We start from the raw sequence: 23,512 nt of genomic DNA on the forward strand, positions 1-23,512 counted from the left end.
CCCTCGTCCTCGTGCTCACGGGCAGTTCCGCCGCCAGCCGGAGCTCGCCGCCGCGCCGCCGCACCCGCCGACCCCGCCGACGCTTGACGGCCGGCCGGCGCCGGGGGTTGGCTGAGCACATGGAATCCACTCCCGCCGCCTGGGCACGCGCCGACACCTTCCTCGCCGACATGCTCGTGGGTCCGGACCCGGCCCTGGCGTCGGCCTTGGAGGCGCAGCGCGCGGCGGGGCTGCCCGAGATCGAGGTCGCGCCGGTCGCGGGGAAGCTGCTGAATCTCCTCGTGCGGATGAGCGGCGCCCGCCGCGTGCTGGAGATCGGCACCCTCGGAGGCTACTCGACGATCTGGATGGCCCGCGCCGTCGGACCGGCGGGACAGGTCGTGACGATCGAGGCGGAGGCGGACAACGCCGCCGTCGCCCGGGCGAGCATCGACGCGGCCGGAGTGGGGGACCGCGTCGACATCCGGATCGGTCGCGGAGCCGACGTGCTGCCGACCCTCGCCGGCGCCTTCGACCTCGTCTTCATCGACGCCGACAAGGAGTCCAACACCGTGTACCTGGACTGGGCCGCGAAGCTCGGTCGCCCGGGCACCGTTGTCGTGCTCGACAACATCGGCCGCGACGGCGAGATCGTCCGCGACGACTCGACGGACCCCAAGGTGAACGGCACCCGCGCGGGGCTGCGGATGCTCGGGGAGGACCCGCGCTTCGACGCCACGGCGCTGCAGACGGTCGGGATCAAGGGATGGGACGGCATCGCGCTCGCCCTCGTCGTCTGACGCGGGCGGATCCCCCCGGCTCGTCTCCGGGTGCGGTCCGACGCCGGGGATAGACTGGGCGCGGATCGACGACGCTCCACACACCCTTCCATCCTGAGCAAGGAGCACATCAGTGGCACTGATCGAGGCTGTAGGCGCACGCGAGATTCTCGACTCGCGCGGAAACCCGACCGTCGAGGTGGAGGTGCTCCTCGACGACGGCATCGTGCAGCGCGCCGCCGTCCCCTCCGGTGCCTCGACCGGCGCCTTCGAGGCGTACGAGCTGCGGGACGGCGACAAGAGCCGCTACGGCGGCAAGGGCGTGCTCAAGGCCGTCGAGGCGGTCATCGACGAGCTCGGGCCGGCCATCGAGGGCGTGGAGGCGAGCGAGCAGCGCATCGTCGACGAGATCCTCATCGAGGTCGACGGCACGGACAACAAGAAGCGCGTCGGCGCCAACGCCATCCTCGGCGTGAGCCTCGCGGTCGCGAAGGCCGCCGCGGACTCCGCCGACCTGCCGCTGTTCCGCTACCTCGGCGGTCCGAACGCGCACGTGCTGCCCGTGCCGCTGTTCAACGTCATCAACGGCGGAGAGCACGCTGACAACGGCATCGACATGCAGGAGTTCTTCCTCGCCCCGATCGGCGCGGAGACCTACTCCGAGGCGCTGCGCTGGGGCGTGGAGACCTACCACGTGCTGCGCGCGGAGCTGAAGGCCGCCGGCTACGCGACGGGTCTCGGCGACGAGGGCGGCTTCGCCCCCGACCTGCCCAGCAACCGCGAGGGCCTCGACTTCCTCGTCAAGGCGATCGAGAAGGCCGGCTTCACGCCCGGCACCGACATCGCCCTCGGCCTCGACGTCGCCGCGACCGAGTTCTTCAAGGACGGCGTCTACCGTCTCGACAACAAGGACTGGGACGCCGCCGCACTCACCGAGTACTACGTCGGGCTCGTCAACGACTTCCCGATCGTCACGATCGAGGACGCGCTCGCCGAGGACGACTGGGACAACTGGAAGCACCTCACCGAGGCCCTGGGCTCGAAGGTGCAGCTGGTCGGCGACGACCTGTTCGTCACCAACCCGCAGCGTCTCGCCGACGGCATCACGCGCGGCGTCGCCAACTCGCTGCTCGTGAAGGTCAACCAGATCGGCACGCTCACCGAGACGTTCGACGCCGTAAGCCTCGCGCAGCGCTCGGGCTACACGGCGATGCTCTCGCACCGTTCGGGTGAGACCGAGGACACGACGATCGCCGACCTCGTGGTCGCCACGAACGCCGGCCAGATCAAGGCGGGTGCCCCGGCGCGCAGCGAGCGCGTCGCGAAGTACAACCAGCTGCTGCGCATCGAGGAGGAGCTGGGCGACGCGGCGGTCTTCGCCGGCCGTTCCGCCTTCCCGCGCTACCAGGGCTGAGCGCCCGCGACAGCGACCACGCCGCATCCGCGGCACGACCGCGCCGCCCGGATGGCGGCTGACACGAAGGAGGAGCCGTGGCACGACGACCGGCTCCTCCTTCGCCGTCGATCGGGGCGGCGACGCCTCGCTCGACGTCCTCGTCGCGACAGCCGCGGAGCGGCGCCCCCGCCGCACCCCGCGTGGACGTGCGCGAGTGGGCCTCGGGCATGCGGCTCTCGGCCTTCTCCGTGATCATGCTCTCCCTCGTGGTGCTGGGAGCCTGGGTGCTCGTGCCCACGCTGGGCACCTTCATCGACCAGCGCCAGAAGATCGCGGCGCTGGAGCAGTCCGTGCAGGTGAGCGAGGACGAGATCGCCGCGCTGACCGCGGAGCGCGAGCGCTGGGACGACCCCGCGTACATCACGACCCAGGCCCGTGAGCGCCTGTACTACGTCAAGCCGGGCGAGGTCGTGTACCTCATCGACAACGACCTCGATCCCTCCACCCTCCCGCGCGAGCAGGAGCCGGTGAGCGACACCCTCGAGGAGAAGCCCGCCGACTGGATGCCGCAGCTGCTGCGCACCCTCGTCTCCGCGGGACTGAGCGACACCGCCGTCCCCGCAGGCTGAACCCGGGCTCCGAGCATCCTCCCGGACGGCTCCCCTACGCTGGTGGGGTGACCACCCCGCCGTTCCCCGCGCCCACCTCCGCCGAGCTCGCCGTCGTCTCGACCCAGCTCGGACGCCCCGCCCGCGGTGTCGTCGGCATCGCGGCCCGCTGTCGGTGCGGGAACCCCACGGTGGTGGCCACCACCCCGCGCCTGCCCGACGGCACGCCGTTCCCCACGTTCTACTACCTCACGCATCCGGCGGCGACCGCCGCGATGTCGACGCTCGAGGCGAACCAGGTCATGCCCGAGCTCGCGGCGATGCTCGCGGAGGACGAGACCGTGGCCGCCGCGTATCGGTCCGCCCACGAGGCGTACCTCGCCGACCGTGCGCAGTTCGGCGAGGTGCCCGAGATCGACGGGATCTCCGCCGGAGGCATGCCCACCCGGGTGAAGTGCCTGCACGCCCTCGCCGGCCACGCCCTGGCGGCGGGAGCCGGTGTGAACCCGATCGGCGATGCCGCGCTGGCCCGCAGCTCGTGGTCTCCCGAGGTCTGCCGCTGCGAAGAGCCCGGCGCCGCGCTCCGCGACGATCCGGCACGTTCGGCATGACGCGGCGGCGGATGCTGCGCGGCGCCGTCGCCCTCGTGGCGGTGGCGGCATCCGTCCTGCTCCTCGGTTCCACGGCGACGCCGACGCCGACGCCACCTCCGGTCGCCGACGACCCGGCCGATCCGGTGCGGGCGGCGGAGTACTGGCTGGACGGTGCCCGCATCCGCGACGCCTGGCAGACGACCCGCGGGGAGGGCGTCACGATCGCCGTCATCGACACGGGCATCGGCAAGGTGCCGCAGGTCTTCGACGAGGCGGTCGTCGGGGGGACGGACGTGTCCGGAGCCGGGACGCCGGACGGACGCACGCCGCTCGGCGCCGTCGACGGCAATCACGGCTCGTGGGTGGCGTCCCTCGCGGCAGGACGCGGCAAAGCCGACGGCACCGGCATGATCGGGGTCGCGCCCGAGGCGGAGCTTCTCTCGATCTCCGTGGGGTTCGGCGCCGCCGCGGCGGTGCCGTTCACCGAGCAGGTGGCCACCGGCATCCGCTGGGCTGTCGACCACGGCGCCGACATCATCAACCTGTCGTTCACGACGAACACGCTCGACTGGGATCAGAGCTGGGACGACGCCTTCCTCTACGCGTTCGAGCACGACGTCGTGGTCGTCGTCGCGGCCGGCAACCGGGGGAGCGGCACGAACATCATCGGCGCGCCCGCCACGATCCCCGGCGTGCTCACGGTCGGCGGCGTCGACCAGACCGGCACCGCGAGCATCGAGGCCTCGACGCAGGGCATCACCATCGGCATCTCGGCGCCGAGCGAGGGCCTGCTGGGGGTGTCGGCGGACGGCGAGGTCGTCTCCTGGAGCGGGACCAGCGGCGCGGCTCCGATCGTCGCCGGCGTCGCGGCGCTCATCCGCTCGGCGCACCCCGACATCTCCGCGAACGACGTCATCAACCGCATCATCAAGACGGCGATGCCGGTGGCGGATGCGAAGAAGCCGCGCGATCCGCTGTACGGCTTCGGCCTGGTGGACGCGGAGGCGGCGATCTCGGCGAACCTGCCGTCCGTGAGCGAGAACCCCATGGGCGATCTCGCGGAGTGGGTGCGGCTGTACCGCCGCGCCGACAGCGAGCCCACGCCCGAGCCGTCGCTCGCCCCCGTGGAGGTGCCGCCGCTGCCCGACGCGGATGCCCCCACCGACCCCGGTTCACCGCTGCTTCCCAGCGCCGACTCCCTGCGCTACGGTACCCTGCCGCTCATCGCCCTCACGGTCCCTGGTATCCTGGTAGCGCTTGGCGTCACCGCAGCTGCCCGGCGCATCCGATCGGCGCGCGTTCCCGTACGCCACAATCCCGACTCCGAGGAGTAGTTCTTCTGTGCCTCAGAACAGCACTGTGCCCAAGATCCTGATCGTCGGCGGAGGGTACGCAGGTTTCTACACCGCGTGGAAGCTCGAGAAGCATCTGCGCAAGGGCGAGGCCGACGTGACCATGGTCGACCCGCTGCCGTACATGACGTACCAGCCGTTCCTCCCGGAGGTCGCCGCCGGATCGATCGAGGCCCGGCACTCCGTCGTCGCGCACCGCCGTCACCTGAAGCGCACGCACGTGCTCACCGCCAAGGTGACGAACATCAACCACGCGCAGAAGGTCGCCACCATCACGCCGCCCGTCGGCGAGCCGTACGAGTTCGCGTACGACCAGATCGTCGTCACCGCGGGCGCCGTCTCGCGCACGTTCCCGATCCCCGGCATCGCCGACAACGCCATCGGGCTCAAGACGATCGAAGAGGCCGTCGCCATCCGTGACAAGGTCATGTCGAACTTCGACAAGGCCGCCTCCCTCCCGGCTGGCCCCGAGCGCGACCGCCTGCTGACCGTCGTCGTCGTCGGCGGTGGCTTCGCGGGCATCGAGGTCTTCGCCGAGCTCCGCTCGCTCGCCTCGTCGCTGGTGAGCAAGTACCCGCAGCTGACCTTCGACGACACGCACTTCCACCTCATCGAGGCCATGGGCCGCATCATGCCCGAGGTCTCGCTGAAGACGAGCGAGTGGGTCCTGAAGGACCTCGCCACGCGCGGCGCGAACGTTCACCTCGACACCCAGGTCACCGGTGCCATCGACGGCAACGTCGAGCTGTCGACCGGCGAGGTCATCCCGACGGACGTCATCGTCTGGACCGCGGGCGTCATGGCCAACCCGACCGTCGTGCGCGGCGGCGACCTGCCCGTCGAGGAGCGCGGTCGCATCCAGACCCGTGCCGACCTGCGCGTCGGTACCCCCGAGGCGTTCGTCGAGGGTGCCTGGGCCGCGGGCGACGTCTCGGCCGTTCCCGACCTCTCGGGCGGCGGCGTCGGCGGATTCTGCGTCCCGAACGCGCAGCACGCCGTCCGGCAGGCGAAGCTCCTGGCGAAGAACCTCGTCGCGGTGCTCCGCGGGGAGACCCCCAAGGAGTACTTCCACAAGAACCTCGGTGCCGTCGCCGGCCTCGGCCTGTACAACGGCGTCTTCCAGTCCGGCAAGATCGCGCTGAAGGGCTTCATCGCCTGGCTCGCGCACCGCGGCTACCACGGCTTGGCCATGCCGACGTGGGAGCGCAAGTGGCGCGTGCTCTGGGGCTGGTGGAACAACCTGTGGCTGGGCCGCGACCTCGTGAACCTGCAGACGGTGCAGAACCCTCGCTACGTCTTCGAGGAGTTCGCCGCCCGCCCGCGTCCCGCGGCACCCGCCGACGCCACCCCGGCCGCCAAGGCGCCGGCCGCTGAGAAGCCGGCCGCTGCGCCCGCGGCGGAGACGCCGTCTGAGATCAAGAAGCCGGCCGCCAAGCGGCCCGCAGCGAAGAAGGCTCCGGCCTCCGTTGCGAAGGACTCCGCGGAGACCGCTGCGGCGAAGTGACCGTCCGGTTCTGAGGAGAAGGCCCTGAGCGCGTGAGCGCCAGGGCCTTCTCCTATTGACCGGGGACGGGAGTTGGTCGCGTAACATCTCACATTGTACGCTCGCAGGGGTGCTCAGGAGGGGTGTGTGCGAGGCACCCCCGATGCGGGGAGGAGGTCCGGTGAGCGCGCACGGGGGAGAATCACCGACCGTCAGTGTGTCGATCCGGACGGGTCCGGGCGAGGACGCGCATGCGGCACAGCTCGCGGCACGGCTCGACGGCGCTCCCGTCCGCATCTGCCCGACGGGCGCCGCGGCATGGCGGCCCTGGACGCGACGAGCCACGCATCATCTCGTCCTCGACGCTGCGGTGCGCCCGCACCCTCACCTTCTCGCCCAGGTGCAGGAAGCCGTCGCCGCGCAGCCTCGGGCGGTCCTGAGGCTCTTCACCCGCAGTGACGGCTACGCCTCGCATGCGTCCCGGGTGGCGGCGTTCTCCGGGTGCTCGTGGTTCGTGCCGCCGGGCCCCGATCCGTCGTCCGTCGCCGTCGTGCTGCCGATTCCCGAGGCGGCGGAGTTCGCGCGTTCCGTCCCGGGTGGCGATCTCGAGCCCGTCGGGCTGCTGCTGCAGCGGTTCGCGGCGGAACAGGGCCTCAGCCTGCTCGCGAGCACGGCCGATCTCGTGCAGCTCGAAGGGGCGGGGGCGCACGCTCCGGCCACCGCCTTCTTGTCTGCGGCGATGGCGCCGGCGGACTGGTGGCGGCGGCCGTCGCTCGTGTCGCCGTCGTCGATCCCGGTGGTCCATCTCCGGGACGGCGAGCCGCTGTCGTACGAGTCCGTGCCGGGCACGCCGGATGGTTGGCGTCTCCGCACACGCCGGGAGGTGCCGACGCCGCACGCCCGACGGCTCGCACGAGTGATGCAGGAACGCCTTCTCGGCACGGAGGTGGCCCGCAGCCATCTCCGCGCAGCGGCCGTGCTCCTCGGGGTGGCGGGAGTGCTGCGCGACCAGCTCCTCCTCGCCGCGGGGTGGGGCCGGCCGTCCGATGAGTTCGGCACGGCGGTGGCGCGGGAGGCCGCGGCGACTCTCGCCCTCGGGACGCTGGCGGAGGCGGTCCCGGCTGCGAGTCGACCGGATGGTGCCGCAGAGCTCCGCGACGCCTTCCGGGTGCTGTACGACGAGATGACCGCGATCCTGGGCACGGCGCCTCCCCGGCCGCGCGTGGAGCCGATCCATAGGCCGCCTCGCTAGCGTGTCGACCGCAAGGGGAGTACTCCCGTCTGCAGCGACGTCGTCATGACGGGCATGTCATCGTGCCCCGGCCCGCTGGCCCGCGAGGGTGGAGGAGACCTTGGCACCCGAATCGCGGGCTGCCCGGAACCTTGCGTCGACAGAGGTCGCGGAGAACGGCGGTCCGTCCCACGAAGGGACCCCCATGTCAAAGCTCTCCCGCCTGATCCGCCTCGCCACCGACGCCATCGACGCGAAGGGGGGAAGCCCCGGGGTGCGCGGCGGCGAGGGCGCGCGTGCCTCCACCGACTGGAGCGGGATGATCCGCGGCGCGGTCGACGCCGTGCGGGGCACCGATCCTCAGGGGCAGCGCCCGACCGCGCCTCCTCCCGCGTCCCCGGCGCCCACCCCTCCCGCCGGACGAGCATCCGCCGCAGGGGCGTACGCCCCGCTGCCCGCTCCCGCGTCCGGTGGTGCGTCGGACGTCTCCGCGGCGGACCGCGCGGCCATCGCCCGGTACGACTACCTCCTGCAGACAGCGGATCCGCATCGGATCGAGCAGATCCATCGCGAGGCCTTCGCGCGCCTCACGCCGTCGCAGCGCGCGCACGTCGACGCCCGCATGCGGGCGGAGCTCCCGGTGGAGGAGCGACCGCGCTCGTCGTCTGCGGACGACCTGGCCCGCGCGGCCGGACGGGCCGAGGCGATGCAGCCCGGCCGCCTGCGCGGACTCCTCTCCCGCGCCCGCGGCGGCGGGGCCGCGGTCGCGGCGGGCGGCGCGGCGGTCGGTCTCCTCGGCGTGGTGGCCGGCGGAGCCGTCGTGAGCACCGTGGCCGCACCGCTCCTGGAACAGGCGGCGGGGCTCGGGGTGGACTTCGACGCGCTGGCGCAGGGCATCGACCTGGATGCGCTCGCCTCCGGCGTCGACATCGACGCGCTGGCCGGCGGCGCCGACGAGATGCTCGGCTCGGCCGGCGAGGCCGTCTCGGGTCTCGGCGAGACGGCGACCGGCTGGGGGGAGCGGCTCGGCGATCTCGGTATCCCCGGGATCGGCGACATCCTCGGCCGCTGACGGTGCCCCCGCTGGGACTCGAACCCAGACTGAGGCGATTTTAAGTCGCCTGCCTCTGCCATTGGGCTACGGGGGCTGCGCCGCCAGCCTATCGTCGGCGGGGTCGTGACCCGGCGGGGCTCAGGCCGTAGGGTGGGGGAGTGCTCGACCTCACCGACGAACTGAGCCCCGTCCCGGGTGGCCCCGCGGTCGCCCCCGAATGGGAGGACCCGGGCCGCTACTGGCCGCGCCTGTCGGCCGCGACCGGGCACCTTCCGGCGCCCGTGGCGGTTATCGATCGCGAAGCGCTGCGCTACAACGCCATGGACCTGCTCGTCCGTGCCGGCGGTCTGCCGATCCGCGTGGCGTCGAAGTCGGTGCGGGTGCGTGCGGTCCTGGATGCCGTGCTGCGACTCCCGGGTTTCCGCGGGATCCTCGCGTTCACGCTGGAGGAGGCGCTCTGGCTCGCGGAGACCCACGACGACATCGTCCTCGGCTACCCGACCGTGGACCGCGCGGGCATCGAACGGCTGTGCGCCGACGAGCAGGCGGCGCAGCGCATCACGCTCATGATCGACGACCCCGTGCACCTGGACCTCGTCGACAGCGTGGTGGCCCCGTCCGCGCGCCCCGAGCTTCGCGTGGCCATCGACGTCGACGCGTCCTGGCGATCCGCGCTGCTCGGTCACATCGGCGTCCGCCGATCGGCCCTCTTCTCCGCCGGGGAGGTCGCCGCGTTCGCGCGGACGGTCGTCGCACGCCCCGGCTTCCGCCTCGTGGGGCTGCAGATGTACGACGCCCAGATCGCGGGACAGGGCGATGCCGGTCCCGATGGACCGCTGATCCGTCGCGTCCAGGCCCGCTCGCGCGAGGAGCTGCGGGAGCGAAGGGCGGCGATCGTCGCCGCGGTCGGCGCCGTGACGCCGCTCGAGTTCCTCAACGGCGGGGGCACCGGATCCCTGGAGTTCAGCGGCAGCGACGAGTCGCTCACCGAGGCCAGCGCGGGCAGCGGTCTGCTCGGCGGACACCTGTTCGACGGGTACCGGTCCTTCCACCCGGCGCCGGCCGCGGCCTTCGCCTTCGACGTCGTGCGCCGTCCCGCTGCCGACATCGCCACGGTGCTGGGCGGCGGCTGGATCGCCTCGGGTCCGGCGCTGGCCTCGCGACAGCCGCGCCCGGTGTGGCCGGCGAACCTCCGCACGCTTCCGCGAGAGGCTGCCGGCGAGGTGCAGACGCCGCTGCAGGGGCCGACAGCGGCGACGCTCGGCGTCGGCGATCGTGTCTGGTTCCGTCACGCCAAGAGCGGCGAGCCGGCCGAGCGCATCGCCGCGTACCAGCTCGTGTCCGGCGACGAGGTCGTGGACGAGCTGCCGACGTACCGCGGCGAGGGGAAGGCGTTCCTGTGACGAGAATCGGCGGCACCTGGCAGAACTGGGGCCGGTCGGCGTCCGTGCGCCCCGTGCGGGTCGAGCGCCCGCGCAGCCCCGAGGGCGTGCAGCGTGCGGTGCGGGCAGCGGTGCGACAGGGGCTCACGGTCAAAGCCGTCGGCGCCGGTCACAGCTTCACCGGGATCGCCATCGCCCCCGGTGTGCTCCTGGAACTGGACGACCTGCAGGGGCTCGTGTCCGCGGACGTCGCGAGCGGACGGGTCACGCTCCTCGCCGGTACCCGGCTGCACCGCATCCCCGGGCTGCTCGCCCGCTACGGCCTCGCGATGGAGAACCTCGGCGACATCGACCGCCAGTCCATCGCCGGTGCGATCTCCACGGGCACGCACGGCACCGGCGCCGGTTTCGGCGGACTCGCCACCCAGGTCGTCGGGGTGACCCTCATCACCGCCGACGGGGAGTTCCTCCGCATCGACGAGGCGCACAGTCCGGAGCTCCTGCCCGCGGTCGCTCTGGGGCTGGGCGCGCTCGGCATCATCGTCGAGGTCACCCTGCAGTGCGTGCCCACGTTCGTGATGCATGCGGTCGACGAGCCGCTGCCGCTGGACGAGGTGCTCGGCACGATCGACGAACGCGTCCCCGCCGCCGACCATTTCGAGTTCTACTGGTTCCCGCATACCGACGTCGCGCTCACCAAGCGGCAGTCGCGTCTGCCGGAATCGACGCGACGGAGGCCGCTCCCGGTCGTGGGCCGGTGGGTGGATGAGACCCTGCTCGCGAACGGCGTCTATCGCGTCGTCTGCGCGGCGGGACAGGCGGTGCCGGCGATCACGCCGCCGTTCAACCGGCTCGCGGTGCGGCTCACCGGCGACCGTGAGTACACCGACCTCTCGAATCGCGTGCTCACCCAGAGCCGGACCGTGCGCTTCCGCGAGATGGAGTACGCGCTGCCGGCGGCCGAGGTGGTGCCCGCGTTCCGCGCCCTCCAGGAGCTCATCGCCGAGCGCGGCTGGCGGATCGAGTTCCCCGTGGAGGTGCGCTTCGCTGCCGCCGACGACCGCTGGCTCTCCACCGCGTACGGCCGCCCCAGCGCCTACATCGCGGTGCACCGGTACTGGCGCGCGGACCCGACGGCGTACTTCGGTGCGGTCGAGGAGATCATGCGGGCCCACGGCGGCCGCCCGCACTGGGGCAAGCTGCACACCATGACCAGGGAGACGCTGCGGGAGAGCTACCCCCGCTTCGACGACTTCGTGGCGCTGCGCGACCGCCTCGATCCGGATCGCCGCTTCACGAACCGCTATCTGGAGCGGGTGCTGGGACGCTGATCGGGGGCGCTGGTCCGTCGCATCCCCAGTCCACGTGCAGGCACCGCGTCTAGGATGAGAGAAATACGGGAAAGGGTGGGGCACTGATGGAATGGCTCGTGCCGGTACTGATCGTCGTCGGGGTGATCCTGCTCGTCGGCGTCTATCTCTGGGCGACGTACAACTCGCTGGTGCAGCTGAACGTCCGCGTGGACGAAGCCTGGAGCGGCATCACCGTCCAGCTCAAGCGCCGAGCCGACCTCATCCCGAATCTCATCGAGACGGTCAAGGGCTACGCCTCGCACGAGAAGGCGGTGTTCGAGAACGTCACCCGCGCCCGCGCCGAGACCCTCTCCGCCGGCAGCCCCGGCGAGGCGGGGATCGCCGAGGGGCACCTGCAGCAGGCCCTGCGCAGCCTCTTCGCGGTGGCCGAGGCCTACCCGCAGCTGCAGGCCAGCCAGAACTTCCTCCAGCTGCAGCAGGCCCTCGTCGACACCGAGGACAAGATCCAGGCCGCGCGGCGCTTCTACAACGGCGGCGTCCGCGAGCTCAACACCAAGATCAAGGTGTTCCCCAACAACCTCTTCGCCAAGGGACTCGGCTTCACCGAGCGCGAGTTCTTCGAGGTCGCCGACAGCGGCGCCATTTCCGAGCCGCCGCGCGTGCAGTTCTGATCCTCGCCCTCACCACACGGTGAGGGCGAGTTCGTCTGCGGTGATATCCACGCCACCGCGCACGCTCCACGCGGTGCTGCGGTAGGTGACGGTGCGCGCGGCGCCGTCCTGGCCGGTGCCGGTAACGGTCGCCTCGAGGATGCCGTCGTCCGCGGTGAACCCGCCGGCGGAGAGCGTCACCGCAGGGAACCGCTCGACGCGGAACGCCACGTGGGAGACGTCCCGGAACTCCGTGCCCCACGGGATCCGGATGCCGCAGTTGTCGGGAATCGCGTGGCCCTCGGCGGTGCAGGTCTCCAGGTAGCCGTCGAGCTGCGTCTGCGCGGCCTCCGTCGCCTCCGGGCGGAGTTCGGCGGTCACGCGTGCGGTGGCGTCGTCGCCGGGGAGGACGACGGCCTCGGTCGTGCCGGCCAGCAGCGCCCGCGGCGCGGCCGCGACCGGGTACACGCCAGGGAGCAGAGCGGTGTCTTCGGTCACCGGGAGGACCGCATCGCCGACCTGGACCGCCGTCCCGATCGTCGTCGTGGCGCGGAGGGCACCGAGTCCGGAGGCGTCGACGGTCCAGCGGCCGCTCTCCGGCGTCAGCCGGACGCGCGCCTGGTGCTCGTCCCCGTCGAGTCGGAAGCGCACCGTCGCGGACGCGTCACCGTCTCCCTCACGCACAGCGGTGACCTCGGCGTCCGCGATGGTCGACGAGGCTCCGGCGAACGCGGTGAGGGCGGCGTCGGACACCGCGGTCCCCGTCGCCGCGACCGCCTCGGGATCGCCCGACTCCAGCGCCCGGAGATAGGCCAGCGCTGCGTCCTCCGCGGTCGGCGAGCGGAGCGCGGACAGCCCCCACCACACCGCCCCCGCGACAGCGACGGCCACGACGACACCGCCCAGGAGCCACCAGCGACGACGGGTCACGCGACGGCCTCCCGGACGTGGACGTGACGACGCACCGTGTCCGGGGCGGTGGAGGCGAGCGCGGTGTGGACGGCAGCGGTCGCATCGCCCCATCCGGAGACCGACACCTGTTCGAGACCCTGCCACCGCGCGGCGCGGAGGAGCTCCGCCGCGATCGCCTCGGCGTCGCCGGGACGCGCCTGCGGCTCCCACCACGCCGACTGCACCTGCAGCGTGGACGTGCCGCGGTCGGCCTTGAGGTCGACCCGCGCCACGATCCGGTCGCCGACGAGCACGGGCAGCGAGTAGTAGCCGTAGCGGCGCTTCGCCGCCGGCACGTAGATCTCGATGCGGTAGTCGAGCTCGAAAGCCCGCAGCGCGCGTTCCCGGAACCACACCACCGGATCGAACGGAGTCAGCAGGGCGGCGGTCTCGACCCGGCGCGGAAGAACTGCGTCGCGATGCCGCCAGGCGGGGAGGGGCCGGCCACCCCGCTCCCAGCCGCGGACGGTCACGGGCTGCACTTCCCCGGCGTCGACGAGGTCGGCGATCGCCCCGGTCACCGCGGCACGGTCGCGGAGGCGGTAATAGTCGGCCAGGTCGGCCGCCGTCCCGACGCCGCTGGACCGCGCGGCGCGTCGGACGAGCTCGCGGATGGCGTCCTCGCGCGGGATCTCGCGGGACCGGATGCGCTCGGGGATGACCTGCTCGGCGAGGGCGTAGGTGCGCTCGAACCCCCGGCGCCCGCTCACAGCGACGTCGCCCGTGCGCCACAGATGCTCGAGGGCGAGCTTGACCTCGTCCCAGTCCCACCAGGTGCCGCGCTCGCGCGGGGCGTCGGCACGGAGGTCGACCGGGCGGAGCGGTCCGCGCGCACGGAGCTCGTCCTGCACCCACTGCACCGTCCGGGCGTTCGTTCGGAGCCAGGAGTCCTCCGCGGACCAGCGCCGCCGGAAGTCGTCCATGCGGAACCGCCACAGGGGCCAGTCCTCGACGGGGATGAAGGTCGCCTCGTGGGCGAGGTACTCCACATAGTGCGTCGTGCGCGACAGGAAGAGGCGGTCGAGGAGTGCGGGATCGTAGGCGCCGAGCCGGGAGAACAGCGGGACGTAGTGCGACCGGGCGAACACGTTGACCGAGTCGATCTGCAGCACGCCGAGCCGGTCCATCACCCGGTGCAGATGGCGACCGGAGACGGTGGCCGGGCGTGCGCGGGTGAAGCCCTGAGCGGCGAGGGCGATCCGTCGTGCCTGGGCGGGACTGAGGGTGTCGGTCACGCCGCCAGCGTATCCCCGCTCTCCGACATCGTTGTGGCGTGCAGGATGCGTCGAACGGCATACGGCATGACCGTAGACTGAGGCGATGAGCGAGGACCAGCGACCCCGGCTGCGCGATCTGTTCCGTCCGCGCCCCGTGGTGACCGATCGGACCGTGACCACCGAAGCCGACGAGGCGGTGCCGCTGCCCCTGCGCATCACGGCGAGCTACGCCTGGCGCCTGCTGCTCATCGCAGCGGCGGCCGGCGTCTTCATCTGGCTGGTGATGCTGCTCAAGCTCCTCGTCATCCCGCTGATGGTGGGCATCCTCATCACCGCCCTGCTGTGGCCGGCGTTCTCCTGGATGCTGCGTCACGGATTCCCGCGCTGGCTCGCGATCGCTGTCTCCCTCATCGGCACGATCGCCATCGTCACCGGGCTGATGTGGCTCGTGGTCTGGCAGGTGCGCGCCCAGCTCCCGGACGTGCAGCAGCGCACGACCGAGGCCTTCGACCAGTTCCAGGTGTGGCTGCACGACGGTCCGCTGAACCTGTCGGACACGCAGATCGCGAACTACCTGCAGCAGGGCCTCGACTTCATCAGCGAGCAGGCTCAGGTCCTCTGGACGGGGGCCCTCGCGATCGGCACGACCGTCGGGCACGTCGCCACCGGCGCGCTGCTGTCGCTGTTCATCCTCATCTGCCTCCTCGCCGACGGCGCCGGCATCTGGCGCTGGACCCTGCGCATCTTCCCCCGGAAGGCCCGCCCCGCCGTCGACGGCGCCGCGCGCAACGGCTGGACGACGATCGTCAACTACGCCAGGACGCAGCTCTTCGTGGCGACGATCGACGCGATCGGCATCGGCCTCGGCGCCTTCCTGCTCCAGGTCCCGCTCGCGCTGCCCGTCGCCGTTCTCGTGTTCCTCGGCTCGTTCATCCCCATCGTCGGTGCGGTGGTGACCGGTGCCGTGGCCGTCTTCCTCGCGCTCGTCTACAACGGGCCGTGGATCGCCCTCTGGATGCTCGTCGTCGTCCTCGCCGTCCAGCAGATCGAGGGCCACATCCTGCAGCCGATCATGATGGGCTCCGCCGTCAAGGTGCACCCCCTTGCCGTCGTCCTCGTGGTCGCGGGCGGCGCGATGATCGCGGGCATCCCGGGTGCCCTGTTCGCCGTCCCGCTGGCCGCGTTCGTGAACGTGGCGGCGGTGACCATCAGCTCGGGATCCTGGCGCACCGGCGTCGGGCCGAGTGGAGATCTGATCTGGAGCACAGTTCCGCGTGAGCGGAGACGGAGGAATCGATGAGCGCAGTCCCCAGCCTGACCGAGTTCCAGGACGCGGCTCGAAGTCTGGCTGAGGTGATCTCGCACACCCCGACGCTGCCCTCTCGGGCGCTGTCCGACGCGCTCGGTGCCCCCGTGCTGCTGAAGATGGAGAACCTGCAGCGCACGGGGTCCTTCAAGATCCGCGGCGCGGCGTACCGGCTCTCCCGCCTCAGCGCGGAGGAGCGCTCCCGTGGCGTCGTGGCGGCCTCGGCCGGGAACCACGCGCAGGGCGTCGCTCTGGCCGCCCAGGCGCTCGGCATCCCCGCGACGATCTTCATGCCGCTCGGGGTCCCCGTGCCGAAGCTCCTCGCCACCCGCGGCTACGGGGCCGAGGTGGTGCTCGAGGGGGAGACCGTCGCCACGTCGCTGCGCCTGGCCGCCGAGTTCGCGGAACGCACCGGCGCCGTCCTCATCCACCCGTTCGACCACCGGGACATCGTGATCGGGCAGGGCACCCTCGGTCTGGAGCTGCTGGAGGATGCGCCCGAGATCGACACCGTCGTCCTCGGCATCGGCGGAGGAGGGCTGATCGCCGGCGTCGCCGCCGCGGTCAAGGCCAAGGCCGCCGAGCTCGGACGGACGATCCGCGTGATCGGCGTGCAGGCGGAGAACGCGGCCGCGGTGCCGCCGTCGCTCGCGGCCGGGGAGCCGGTCGACATCGTCACGCGCCCGACCATCGCCGACGGCATCCTCGTCGCGCGCCCGGGAGCTGTGCCGTTCGAGATCATCAAGGACCTCGTCGACGAGGTGGTGACCGTCTCGGACGACGACCTCGCGCGCGCCATGCTCGTGCTCCTGGAGCAGGCCAAGGTCGTCGTGGAGCCCGCCGGTGCGGCGGGCGTCGCCGCGATCCTCTCCGGACGTGTGTCGGCGACCGGCACGACGATGGCCGTGCTGTCGGGCGGCAACATCGACCCTCTCCTGCTGCAGCGCGTGGTGTCGCACGGCCTCGCCGCCTCGGGGCGGTACCTGACGATCCGCATCCCGCTGCCGGACCGTCCCGGCCAGCTGGCCCGCGTGTCCGAGCTCATCGCGGAGGCGGGAGCGAACGTCATCGAGGCGATGCACACGCGTCACGGCCACGGACTGCAGATCAGCGAGGTCATCCTCGAGCTCAGCGTCGAGACCCGCGGGGCGGACCACTCGGCCCACACGCTCGACACCCTCCGTCGCGCCGGCTTCGCCCCCATCGTCGTCCAGGACTGACCCCCGGACGCGCGACACCCCCTCGACCGTGGCGGTCGAGGGGGTGTCTCGTGAGGGCGCGTCAGCCCGTGTAGGTCTCCACCTTCACGATCTCGACGCTGATCGAGCGGCCGTTCGGTGCCTCGTACGACGAGGACTCGCCGACCTTGAGGCCGAGGATCGCCTGGCCCAGCGGGCTGGCCTCGCTGTAGACGTCGAGGTCGCTGCCGGCGGCGGCGATCTCGCGGCTGCCGAGGAGGAAGACCTCCTCGCCGCCCGCGACGATCGCGGTCACGACGGTGCCCGGCTCGACGATGCCCCGGCTGGCGGGGGCCTCGCCGACCTTGGCGGTCTTCAGCAGCGCCTCCAGGGTGCGGATGCGGGCCTCCTGCTTGCCCTGCTCGTCCTTCGCCGCGTGGTAGCCGCCGTTCTCCTTGAGGTCGCCCTCCTCGCGGGCCGCCTCGATGCGCTTGGCGATCTCGTCGCGACCGACGGTGGAGAGGTGTTCCAGCTCGGCGACGAGCCGGTCGTAGGCTTCCTGCGTGAGGAAGGGGACCTGAGCATCGGTGGACATGACGAAGCTCCTTCTATCGGGATCCCGCCGAGATGCCGCGGGGGATATGCCAAGACGCCCCGGCACGGTGCCGGGGCGTCGTCTGTCTGGCATCAGTCTAGGCGACCCAGCAGGTGTTCACCAAACCTGTCGTGGCCTCCGCGACGGTCGGGATGCGCTCCGCACGGGTGAGCGCATGGGCGTCTCCCGCCGGGATCTCCACGATCTTCCAGCCCACGACGCCGAACTCCTCGTCGAGGGCCTCGAGCACGCACACGACGTCCTTGCCCTGGACGCCGGTCACCTGGAAGCGCACGTCGACGGCGTGCTCGTCCACGAGCTCGAAGCCCAGATCATCGGCGTCGACCGAGCTCAGCGACTGGCCGACGATGGACCACGCGAGGGCCGCGAGGAGGAGGAGCGCGACGGCCCCGGCGAGGAACCACGGCCACCGGCGGCGGCGGGTGCGGCCATAGCGTTCGTCGAGCTGGAGGGCGGTCGTCACAGGTGGGGTCTTCCGGTCGTTAGGCTGGTGATACCAGGTTATGCGACCTGCGTACGAAAGGCCGATTCATGCGCTTCCTCTCCGAGACCCCGATGCCGACACCGTCGATGACGGTGGCCCCGGAGTCGGTCACGCCGGGCTTCGCGGGCTTCGCGGTGATCGTCATCGTGCTCGTCGCCGTGATCCTGCTGATCTGGGACATGAACCGCCGGATCCGCCGGGTGCGGTACCGCGAAGAGGTGCGCGAGGAGCTCGACGCGGAGGAGGCCGCCCGCGCCGCCGAAGACGCCCAGGACCAGGGTCGCACCGCACCGGAAGCGCCCGACGAGGAGCCGCGCGAGCGCTGACCCCCGCTCAGGGCGCGCCGAGCGACGGCGAGAGCGGGTGCAGGGCGATCAGCAGGCACGCGGTCCAGTGGCAGAGGAAGGCCAGGACCGTGCACACGTGGAAGATCTCGTGGAAGCCGAAGTGGCCCGGCCACGGGTTCGGCTTCTTCAGCGCGTAGACGATGGCGCCGCCCGTGTAGAGCAGACCGCCGACGATCACGAGCACCATCATGGCGACGTTGGCGTCGAGCAGGTCGACGATGTACATCACCGCGGCCCAGCCGAGCAGCAGATACAGCGCGACGTAGAGCCAACGCGGCGCGTGGATCCAGAACACGCGGAAGAGGATGCCGAGCAGGGCCCCGCTCCAGACCAGGGCCAGCAGCAGGACGCCCTTGGCCGGCGGCAGCGCCAGGGTCGCGAGCGGGGTGTACGTGCCGGCGATGAGCAGCAGGATGTTGGCGTGGTCGATCCGCTTGAGGACGCCCTTCACCCGGGGCCGCCAGTTGAAACGGTGGTACAGGGCGGAGTTCCCGAACAGCAGCAGCGAGGTGGCCATGAAGACCACCGCCGCCCACTTGGCCGCCGCTCCCTGGGACAGGGTGACGAGGACGATGCCTGCGGCGATCGCGACGGGGAACGTGCCGGCGTGGATCCACCCGCGCCAGGTCGGTTTGATCTCGGTCGCCGCGTCGGCGGCTGCCGCTTCGAGCAGCGGCAGCTTCGGGAGGTCGGCGCCGGTCTGGTCGGAAGTGCTCACGTGCTCACTCTAGGCGGGAGCGCATGCCCGTCTCCGTACATGTCCCCAGGTTCTGCACCGGCGCGGAAGGGCGGGGCAGGGTAGCGTAGGTGGGTGATGTCACGCGAGAGCCCGGGACGGGGACCGCTGTACCGGCTGTACACCAGCCGGCTGCGTCGCCACCTCGATCCGGCCTCGGTTCCGCACCACGTCGCCATGATGATCGACGGCAACCGCCGGTGGGCGCGGCAGCTCGGTTTCGACACCCCGGCCGAAGGGCACCGTGCAGGCGCCGCCAAGATGCAGGAGTTCCTCGGCTGGTGCGATGAACTCGGGGTGCGTGTGGTCTCGCTCTACCTCCTCTCCAGCGACAACCTCCGCAAACGGGACTCGGCCGAGCTCGCCGACCTCATCGAGATCATCGCGGAGCTCGCCGAGGCGCTCTCCCAGAAGGGGAACTGGCGGGTCAAGCACGTCGGCCGCTCCGACATCCTCCCCGCGGAGCTGGCGCGCGTGCTCGCCGATGCGGAGGAGCGCACGAAGGACCACACCGGCCTGCACGTGAACCTCGCGGTCGGGTACGGCGGCCGGAACGAGATCGTCGACGCGGTGCGCAGCATCATCACCACACACGAGGCGTCGGGCGGCACGCTGGAGGACCTCGCGGCGCAGCTCACTCCGGAGATGATCGGGGAGCACCTCTACACGGGCGGCCAGCCCGATCCGGACCTCGTGATCCGCACGAGCGGCGAGCAGCGGCTGAGCGACTTCCTGCTGTGGCAGAGCGCGCACAGCGAGTTCTACTTCGTCGAGGCGCTCGGGCCCGATCTGCGACAGGTCGACTTCCTCCGCGCGATCCGCGACTACGCCGACCGCGACCGCCGCTTCGGTCGCTGATCCGGGAGCCGCGGGGCGTGGCACAATGACGCAGTGAGCGCTTTCGACGACTACCTCAGCACGTTCGACGCGGAGCCCGGCTATCTGAACTGGGCGGCGTTCGGCCCCGTGTCGCCCTCCGTCCGTGCCGAGGTCTTCGCCGACGCGGACCTCCTCGGGAACGGCCGGCCGTCGTCGCTGGCGCTCGTGGGGGAGCGGATCGGACAGGCGCAGGAGGTCGTCGCCGAGCTCCTCGGGGCGGAGTCCGCGGAGGTCACGCTGCAGCCGTCGTCGACGCACGGCCTCATGCACGCGCTCTACGGGGTCTCCGGCGCGGTCGTCGCGAGCACTGCGGAGTTCCCGAGCGTGAGCCTCACCCTGGAGCGCGCGGCGGCCGCGTCACAGCACGCGGTCACGCCCCGCTGGATCACGCCCGACGACGGACGCGTCACCCCCGACGCTGTCGCCGCCGTCCTCGACGACGATGTCGTGGCCCTGGCCGTCAGCCACGTCGACTTCCGCACCGGGTACCGCGTCGACCTCGCCGCGCTGCGGGACGTCCTCGGCCCGGACCGCCTCCTCATCGTCGACGCCGTGCAGTCGTTCGGCGTGATTGACGCCGACTACAGCGTCGCGGACGTCGTCGTCGGGCACGGCTACAAGTGGCTGCGCGCGGGCCGGGGCACCGGGTTCGCCTGGTTCTCGCCGCAGGCGCGTGAACGGATCGTGCCCGTGCTCTCCGGCATCACCGGGACGGCGGCGACCGGGCTGGTCGTCGACGAGCGCCCGGCCCCGGCACCGGACGCGAAGGCCTACACGATCAGCGTGCCGGACACCCTCGCGGCCGGCCGGCTCGCGATCGGCGCGCGGGACGTCAGGGACGCCGGCGTCGCGGCCATCGAGGAGCGGCTGTCCGCGCAGGTGGACGCGGTGATCGCCACGGCAGACCGCCATGGGATCGCCGTCGCCTCGCCGCGCGAGCCCCGCGAACGCGCCGGGATCGTCGCGCTCGCTCCGGAGGAACCCGCGCGGCTCGCCGCGGCTCTCGCCAACGCCGGTCTCGTCGTGACCGCTCGGGGCGGGTCGATCCGCGTCGCGCCGCATGCCGGCACGGACACCGAGACCCTCGGTCTGCTCGACGAGGCGCTCGGGGCCTTCGGCAGGGAATCGTTCATCGTCCCGTAACGAATCGCTGGCGTGTCGAGGCCGGGGAAAACCCTCGGGCGGCCGTACCTTCAAGGCATCGGGCAAGGCGCCCGGTCGGGTCGGCCTCAGGTTCGCGACTCGTGACCCCCTGGTCGACTCGTTCGAATAGCCGGGAATCCCCGGGTCGGGAGTGGGTCGTGACCACACGTACAGCGCAGCAGTCCACCAGCATCGCGCAGCAGTCCACCCGTCAGACGCCGAGTCAGGCCGCGGCCGCAGAACCCGCTCAGGATCTGCGCACCTACGTCCTCGACACCTCGGTCCTGCTGAGCGATCCGCAGGCGCTCTTCCGGTTCGCGGAGCATTCCGTGGTGCTCCCGGTCGTCGTCATCACCGAGCTCGAGGGCAAGCGGCACGACCCGGAGATCGGGTACTTCGCCCGCCAGGCGCTGCGGCACCTCGACGATCTCCGCGTCGAGCACGGCCGCCTCGACTTCCCGGTGGAGGTCGGCGAGGGGGGCACGCTCCGCGTCGAGCTGGGCAACGCCGACCTCTCGGTCCTCCCGGCCGGCATCCGCCTCAGCGACAACGACAGCCGCATCCTCTCCGTCGCGATGCACCTCGCGCAGGACGGCCAGGACGTGACCATCGTCTCGAAGGACCTGCCGATGCGGGTGAAGGCCGCGTCCCTCGGGCTGCGTGCCGAGGAGTACCTCGCGGAGCAGGCCGTGGACTCGGGCTGGACCGGCATCGCCGCCCTCGATCTCTCCGGCGACGACATCAGCGACCTCTACGAGAGCGAGGTCGGGCTCAGCGAGGACGTGCACGGGCTTCCCGTCAACACGGGCCTCATCATCCACTCCGAGCGCGGGTCCGCCCTGGGTCGGGTCACCGGTGACGGCGAGTTCCGGCTCGTCCGCGGTGACCGGGACATCTTCGGCATGCACGGGCGCTCCGCCGAGCAGCGCATCGCGATCGACCTGCTCCTCGACCCCGAGGTGGGCATCGTGTCCCTGGGCGGGCGCGCGGGTACCGGCAAGTCGGCGCTCGCACTGTGCGCGGGGCTGGAGGCCGTGCTGGAGCGCCAGCAGCAGAAGAAGATCATCGTCTTCCGCCCGCTGTTCGCCGTGGGCGGCCAGGAGCTCGGGTACCTGCCGGGCGACCAGGGCGAGAAGATGAACCCCTGGGGTCAGGCGGTGTACGACACCCTCGGCTCCGTGGTCTCGGGGAACGTCATCGACGAGGTGGTCGAGCGCGGGCTCCTGGAGGTGATGCCCCTCACCCACATCCGGGGACGGTCCCTGCACGACGCGTTCGTGATCGTGGACGAGGCGCAGTCCCTGGAGCGGAACGTGCTGCTCACGGTGCTCAGCCGCATGGGCCAGAACTCGCGCGTGATCCTCACCCACGACGTCGGGCAGCGCGACAACCTCCGCGTCGGCCGGCACGACGGTATCGCGAGCGTCATCGAGACCCTCAAGGGACACGGTCTCTTCGGCCACGTCACCCTGACCCGCTCGGAGCGCTCCGCCATCGCCGCCCTCGTCACCGACCTCCTGGAGGGCGGCGAACTCAGCTGACCCGAGCCGTCGGGCGGGCTCTGCACGACCCGGGCCCGCCCGCACGACCTCGTCCCGCCCGCACGACCGCGCCCCGGCTGTGGGCCCCACCGGCCTCTTCGATCGTGCATCCGTGTCGGGCTCGTGCATCCGGAGGTCCAGATGTCACGTCCCACGAGCGGGTGGATACACGGCCCCGTCGGATGCACGATCTCCCGGATGCACGATCCGACGACAGTGGTGGGTCGATCAGGGGTGTCCCGCCGTACAGGCGTATCCAGCTCGTGCATCCGTGCCGCGGCCCCTCGGACGTCGGTAGCGACACCTGCACGATCCTGCACTGTCGGCCGGCCGCTGCGGCCCGAGGGGTCGTGCGGATGGAACGGGGTCGTGCGGGCGGAGCCGTGGTCAGAGGCGGTCGTTCGCCCGACGCAGGGCACCCTCGATCGCGGCCTGGACCGTCGGCCAGTCGTGCACGACCTGGGCATAGTCGAAGCGCAGCGTCTCGTACCCGAGTCGCGAGGCGGCGGCGTCGCGGGCGAGGTCGCGGTGGCGCATCGCCGGGGCACCGTGGTGCTCGCGGCCGTCGACCTCGATGATGAGGCGACCGTCGACAACGAAGTCGACGCGGCCGACACCGGAGATCGTGACCTGCGTCGTGAGCTGCACGTCGAGGATGTGGAGACGGAGGCGGAGGAGGGATTCCAGGCCGCTGTCCGCGTCGGAACGGGCGAAGTCCACGAGCCAACGCGCGGACCGGGGCAGCGCGGCGCGGATCCGGGCCCGTGCGGCCCGCCCGATCAGTCCCTGCCGCCAGGCCGACTCGAAGGACACGAAGAAGGCCTCGTCGCCCTCGCACACGTGCAGATGCCGAAGCGCGTCCTCGACAGACACGATGCCGAACCGGGTGCGTCCCTCGAAATGATGCGGGATGCACCGGCACTCGATGTGCGGGTGCGCGCGGCCGTTGCGACCGAGCCAGACGTGCGGTGCATCGCTCTCCGACAGCACCCAGACTCCGTGGGCACGGAGCGCGGTGCCGCAGCTGATGGCCCCTCCGTGGGCAGCCGCCGTGAGCACCGTCGCGTCGAGGTCGTGACTGGCGAAGATCCCCGCGCGGACCCGATGGATCCGACCGGCGCGCACCGCGCGGGACAAGGCGGAGCGGGAGATTCCGAAAGCCCCGAGGTCGCGGCCGCGGGCGATGCCTCCGAGACGGTGAAGGGTCGAGACGGGATCGAGCATTCGCCGATTCTGCGTCCTCCGGTGTCTCGGCGGGGCCCGAAGGGCGTCATGGGGACGAGTCGGGGTGTCC

The 23,512-nt window shown here is 71.8% G+C and carries 23 protein-coding genes and 1 tRNA gene; 17 read left to right on the top strand and 7 right to left on the bottom strand.

Annotated elements, in window-relative coordinates; translation table 11 throughout:
• Positions 1–119: 119 nt before the first annotated feature.
• The 8 genes from AC2W7E_RS13465 (at position 120) to AC2W7E_RS13500 (ending at position 8,493) form a co-directional block, all read left to right on the top strand.
• Entirely contained in the window at positions 120–779 is a 660-nt protein-coding gene (locus tag AC2W7E_RS13465; protein ID WP_085606666.1) for an O-methyltransferase, read from the top strand.
• Between the two features lie 112 nt (positions 780–891).
• Positions 892–2,172 carry a phosphopyruvate hydratase gene (eno, locus tag AC2W7E_RS13470; RefSeq protein ID WP_025103924.1) on the top strand — a complete coding sequence of 427 codons (1,281 nt, stop codon included), beginning with the start codon at positions 892–894 and terminating at the stop codon, positions 2,170–2,172.
• Positions 2,173–2,249: 77 nt separating this feature from the next.
• Positions 2,250–2,783, top strand: a complete 534-nt coding sequence (locus AC2W7E_RS13475) for an FtsB family cell division protein (RefSeq protein ID WP_172400116.1) — start codon at positions 2,250–2,252, stop codon at positions 2,781–2,783.
• Positions 2,784–2,830: 47 nt separating this feature from the next.
• The gene (locus AC2W7E_RS13480; RefSeq protein WP_025103926.1) at positions 2,831–3,373 is read left to right on the top strand and encodes a DUF501 domain-containing protein; all 543 of its coding nucleotides are present in this window, start codon (positions 2,831–2,833) and stop codon (positions 3,371–3,373) included.
• Positions 3,370–4,689, top strand: coding sequence for a S8 family serine peptidase (locus tag AC2W7E_RS13485; protein WP_036292654.1), 1,320 nt, complete (start codon positions 3,370–3,372; stop codon positions 4,687–4,689). The genes AC2W7E_RS13480 and AC2W7E_RS13485 overlap by 4 nt, the downstream gene beginning before the upstream one ends.
• A 25-nt stretch (positions 4,690–4,714) precedes the next feature.
• Complete coding sequence (locus tag AC2W7E_RS13490; RefSeq protein WP_025103928.1) at positions 4,715–6,211, top strand: NAD(P)/FAD-dependent oxidoreductase; 1,497 nt, start codon at positions 4,715–4,717, stop codon at positions 6,209–6,211.
• 196 nt (positions 6,212–6,407) lie between these two features.
• A complete protein-coding gene (locus AC2W7E_RS13495) occupies positions 6,408–7,442 on the top strand; it encodes a hypothetical protein (protein WP_485989310.1) in 1,035 nt (344 codons plus the stop codon).
• Positions 7,443–7,626: 184 nt separating this feature from the next.
• On the top strand, positions 7,627–8,493 hold the full coding sequence (locus AC2W7E_RS13500) for a cation-transporting ATPase (RefSeq protein WP_485989311.1): 867 nt from the start codon (positions 7,627–7,629) through the stop codon (positions 8,491–8,493).
• Between the two features lie 3 nt (positions 8,494–8,496).
• On the opposite strand, the gene AC2W7E_RS13505 is transcribed toward AC2W7E_RS13500, so the two are convergent.
• A tRNA-Leu gene (locus tag AC2W7E_RS13505) sits at positions 8,497–8,569 on the bottom strand.
• 64 nt (positions 8,570–8,633) lie between these two features.
• Between AC2W7E_RS13505 and AC2W7E_RS13510 the strand changes: the two genes are divergently transcribed.
• From AC2W7E_RS13510 to AC2W7E_RS13520, 3 genes are all read left to right on the top strand, one after another.
• The gene (locus AC2W7E_RS13510) at positions 8,634–9,878 is read left to right on the top strand and encodes a type III PLP-dependent enzyme domain-containing protein (protein WP_062633548.1); all 1,245 of its coding nucleotides are present in this window, start codon (positions 8,634–8,636) and stop codon (positions 9,876–9,878) included.
• On the top strand, positions 9,875–11,188 hold the full coding sequence (locus AC2W7E_RS13515) for a D-arabinono-1,4-lactone oxidase (RefSeq protein ID WP_126893971.1): 1,314 nt from the start codon (positions 9,875–9,877) through the stop codon (positions 11,186–11,188). The genes AC2W7E_RS13510 and AC2W7E_RS13515 overlap by 4 nt, the downstream gene beginning before the upstream one ends.
• An 86-nt stretch (positions 11,189–11,274) precedes the next feature.
• Positions 11,275–11,841, top strand: a complete 567-nt coding sequence (locus AC2W7E_RS13520; protein ID WP_025103933.1) for a LemA family protein — start codon at positions 11,275–11,277, stop codon at positions 11,839–11,841.
• 9 nt (positions 11,842–11,850) lie between these two features.
• On the opposite strand, the gene AC2W7E_RS13525 is transcribed toward AC2W7E_RS13520, so the two are convergent.
• Together AC2W7E_RS13525 and AC2W7E_RS13530 are read right to left on the bottom strand one after the other, a co-directional pair.
• Entirely contained in the window at positions 11,851–12,750 is a 900-nt protein-coding gene (locus tag AC2W7E_RS13525; protein ID WP_485989312.1) for a hypothetical protein, read from the bottom strand.
• Positions 12,747–14,006 carry a winged helix-turn-helix domain-containing protein gene (locus tag AC2W7E_RS13530; protein WP_485989313.1) on the bottom strand — a complete coding sequence of 420 codons (1,260 nt, stop codon included), beginning with the start codon at positions 14,004–14,006 and terminating at the stop codon, positions 12,747–12,749. The genes AC2W7E_RS13525 and AC2W7E_RS13530 overlap by 4 nt, the downstream gene beginning before the upstream one ends.
• Positions 14,007–14,091: 85 nt before the next feature.
• Between AC2W7E_RS13530 and AC2W7E_RS13535 the strand changes: the two genes are divergently transcribed.
• Together AC2W7E_RS13535 and ilvA are read left to right on the top strand one after the other, a co-directional pair.
• Complete coding sequence (locus AC2W7E_RS13535; RefSeq protein ID WP_025103936.1) at positions 14,092–15,288, top strand: AI-2E family transporter; 1,197 nt, start codon at positions 14,092–14,094, stop codon at positions 15,286–15,288.
• Positions 15,285–16,514, top strand: coding sequence for a threonine ammonia-lyase (gene ilvA, locus AC2W7E_RS13540; RefSeq protein WP_025103937.1), 1,230 nt, complete (start codon positions 15,285–15,287; stop codon positions 16,512–16,514). The genes AC2W7E_RS13535 and ilvA overlap by 4 nt, the downstream gene beginning before the upstream one ends.
• A 61-nt stretch (positions 16,515–16,575) precedes the next feature.
• Here ilvA and greA read toward each other — a convergent pair whose 3' ends face one another.
• On the bottom strand, positions 16,576–17,067 hold the full coding sequence (gene greA, locus AC2W7E_RS13545; protein WP_025103938.1) for a transcription elongation factor GreA: 492 nt from the start codon (positions 17,065–17,067) through the stop codon (positions 16,576–16,578).
• Between the two features lie 97 nt (positions 17,068–17,164).
• Positions 17,165–17,551, bottom strand: a complete 387-nt coding sequence (locus AC2W7E_RS13550; protein WP_025103939.1) for a DUF4307 domain-containing protein — start codon at positions 17,549–17,551, stop codon at positions 17,165–17,167.
• Positions 17,552–17,619: 68 nt separating this feature from the next.
• Here AC2W7E_RS13550 and AC2W7E_RS13555 point away from each other — a divergent pair, with 68 nt between their 5' ends.
• Positions 17,620–17,898, top strand: a complete 279-nt coding sequence (locus tag AC2W7E_RS13555) for a hypothetical protein (RefSeq protein WP_485989314.1) — start codon at positions 17,620–17,622, stop codon at positions 17,896–17,898.
• A gap of 7 nt (positions 17,899–17,905) precedes the next feature.
• Here AC2W7E_RS13555 and trhA read toward each other — a convergent pair whose 3' ends face one another.
• Complete coding sequence (gene trhA, locus AC2W7E_RS13560) at positions 17,906–18,637, bottom strand: PAQR family membrane homeostasis protein TrhA (RefSeq protein ID WP_485989315.1); 732 nt, start codon at positions 18,635–18,637, stop codon at positions 17,906–17,908.
• Positions 18,638–18,733: 96 nt separating this feature from the next.
• On the opposite strand from trhA, the gene AC2W7E_RS13565 reads away from it, so the two are divergent.
• From AC2W7E_RS13565 to phoH2, 3 genes are all read left to right on the top strand, one after another.
• Positions 18,734–19,513: an isoprenyl transferase gene (locus AC2W7E_RS13565; RefSeq protein ID WP_025103942.1), complete on the top strand. Its 780-nt coding sequence runs from the start codon at positions 18,734–18,736 to the stop codon at positions 19,511–19,513.
• A gap of 33 nt (positions 19,514–19,546) precedes the next feature.
• Entirely contained in the window at positions 19,547–20,677 is a 1,131-nt protein-coding gene (locus AC2W7E_RS13570) for an aminotransferase class V-fold PLP-dependent enzyme (RefSeq protein ID WP_485989316.1), read from the top strand.
• A gap of 191 nt (positions 20,678–20,868) precedes the next feature.
• Entirely contained in the window at positions 20,869–22,218 is a 1,350-nt protein-coding gene (gene phoH2 / locus AC2W7E_RS13575) for an RNA 5'-3' helicase PhoH2 (RefSeq protein WP_371512175.1), read from the top strand.
• A 387-nt stretch (positions 22,219–22,605) separates the two neighbouring features.
• On the opposite strand, the gene AC2W7E_RS13580 is transcribed toward phoH2, so the two are convergent.
• Entirely contained in the window at positions 22,606–23,442 is an 837-nt protein-coding gene (locus AC2W7E_RS13580) for a DUF559 domain-containing protein (RefSeq protein ID WP_485989317.1), read from the bottom strand.
• Positions 23,443–23,512 lie beyond the last annotated feature (70 nt).

Source organism: Microbacterium sp. CFSPD4_SD4 (assembly GCF_057364585.1).

What these genes read in the sequence shown, in the direction of transcription:
- AC2W7E_RS13555 (WP_485989314.1), top strand. Translation starts at nt 17,620, where the DNA reads ATGCGCTTCCTCTCCGAGACCCCGATGCCGACACCGTCGATGACGGTG.
- AC2W7E_RS13520 (WP_025103933.1), top strand. Translation starts at nt 11,275, where the DNA reads ATGGAATGGCTCGTGCCGGTACTGATCGTCGTCGGGGTGATCCTGCTC.
- AC2W7E_RS13485 (WP_036292654.1), top strand. Translation starts at nt 3,370, where the DNA reads ATGACGCGGCGGCGGATGCTGCGCGGCGCCGTCGCCCTCGTGGCGGTG.
- AC2W7E_RS13580 (WP_485989317.1), bottom strand. Translation starts at nt 23,442, where the DNA reads ATGCTCGATCCCGTCTCGACCCTTCACCGTCTCGGAGGCATCGCCCGC.
- AC2W7E_RS13500 (WP_485989311.1), top strand. Translation starts at nt 7,627, where the DNA reads ATGTCAAAGCTCTCCCGCCTGATCCGCCTCGCCACCGACGCCATCGAC.
- ilvA (WP_025103937.1), top strand. Translation starts at nt 15,285, where the DNA reads ATGAGCGCAGTCCCCAGCCTGACCGAGTTCCAGGACGCGGCTCGAAGT.
- AC2W7E_RS13565 (WP_025103942.1), top strand. Translation starts at nt 18,734, where the DNA reads ATGTCACGCGAGAGCCCGGGACGGGGACCGCTGTACCGGCTGTACACC.
- AC2W7E_RS13465 (WP_085606666.1), top strand. Translation starts at nt 120, where the DNA reads ATGGAATCCACTCCCGCCGCCTGGGCACGCGCCGACACCTTCCTCGCC.
- AC2W7E_RS13535 (WP_025103936.1), top strand. Translation starts at nt 14,092, where the DNA reads ATGAGCGAGGACCAGCGACCCCGGCTGCGCGATCTGTTCCGTCCGCGC.
- greA (WP_025103938.1), bottom strand. Translation starts at nt 17,067, where the DNA reads ATGTCCACCGATGCTCAGGTCCCCTTCCTCACGCAGGAAGCCTACGAC.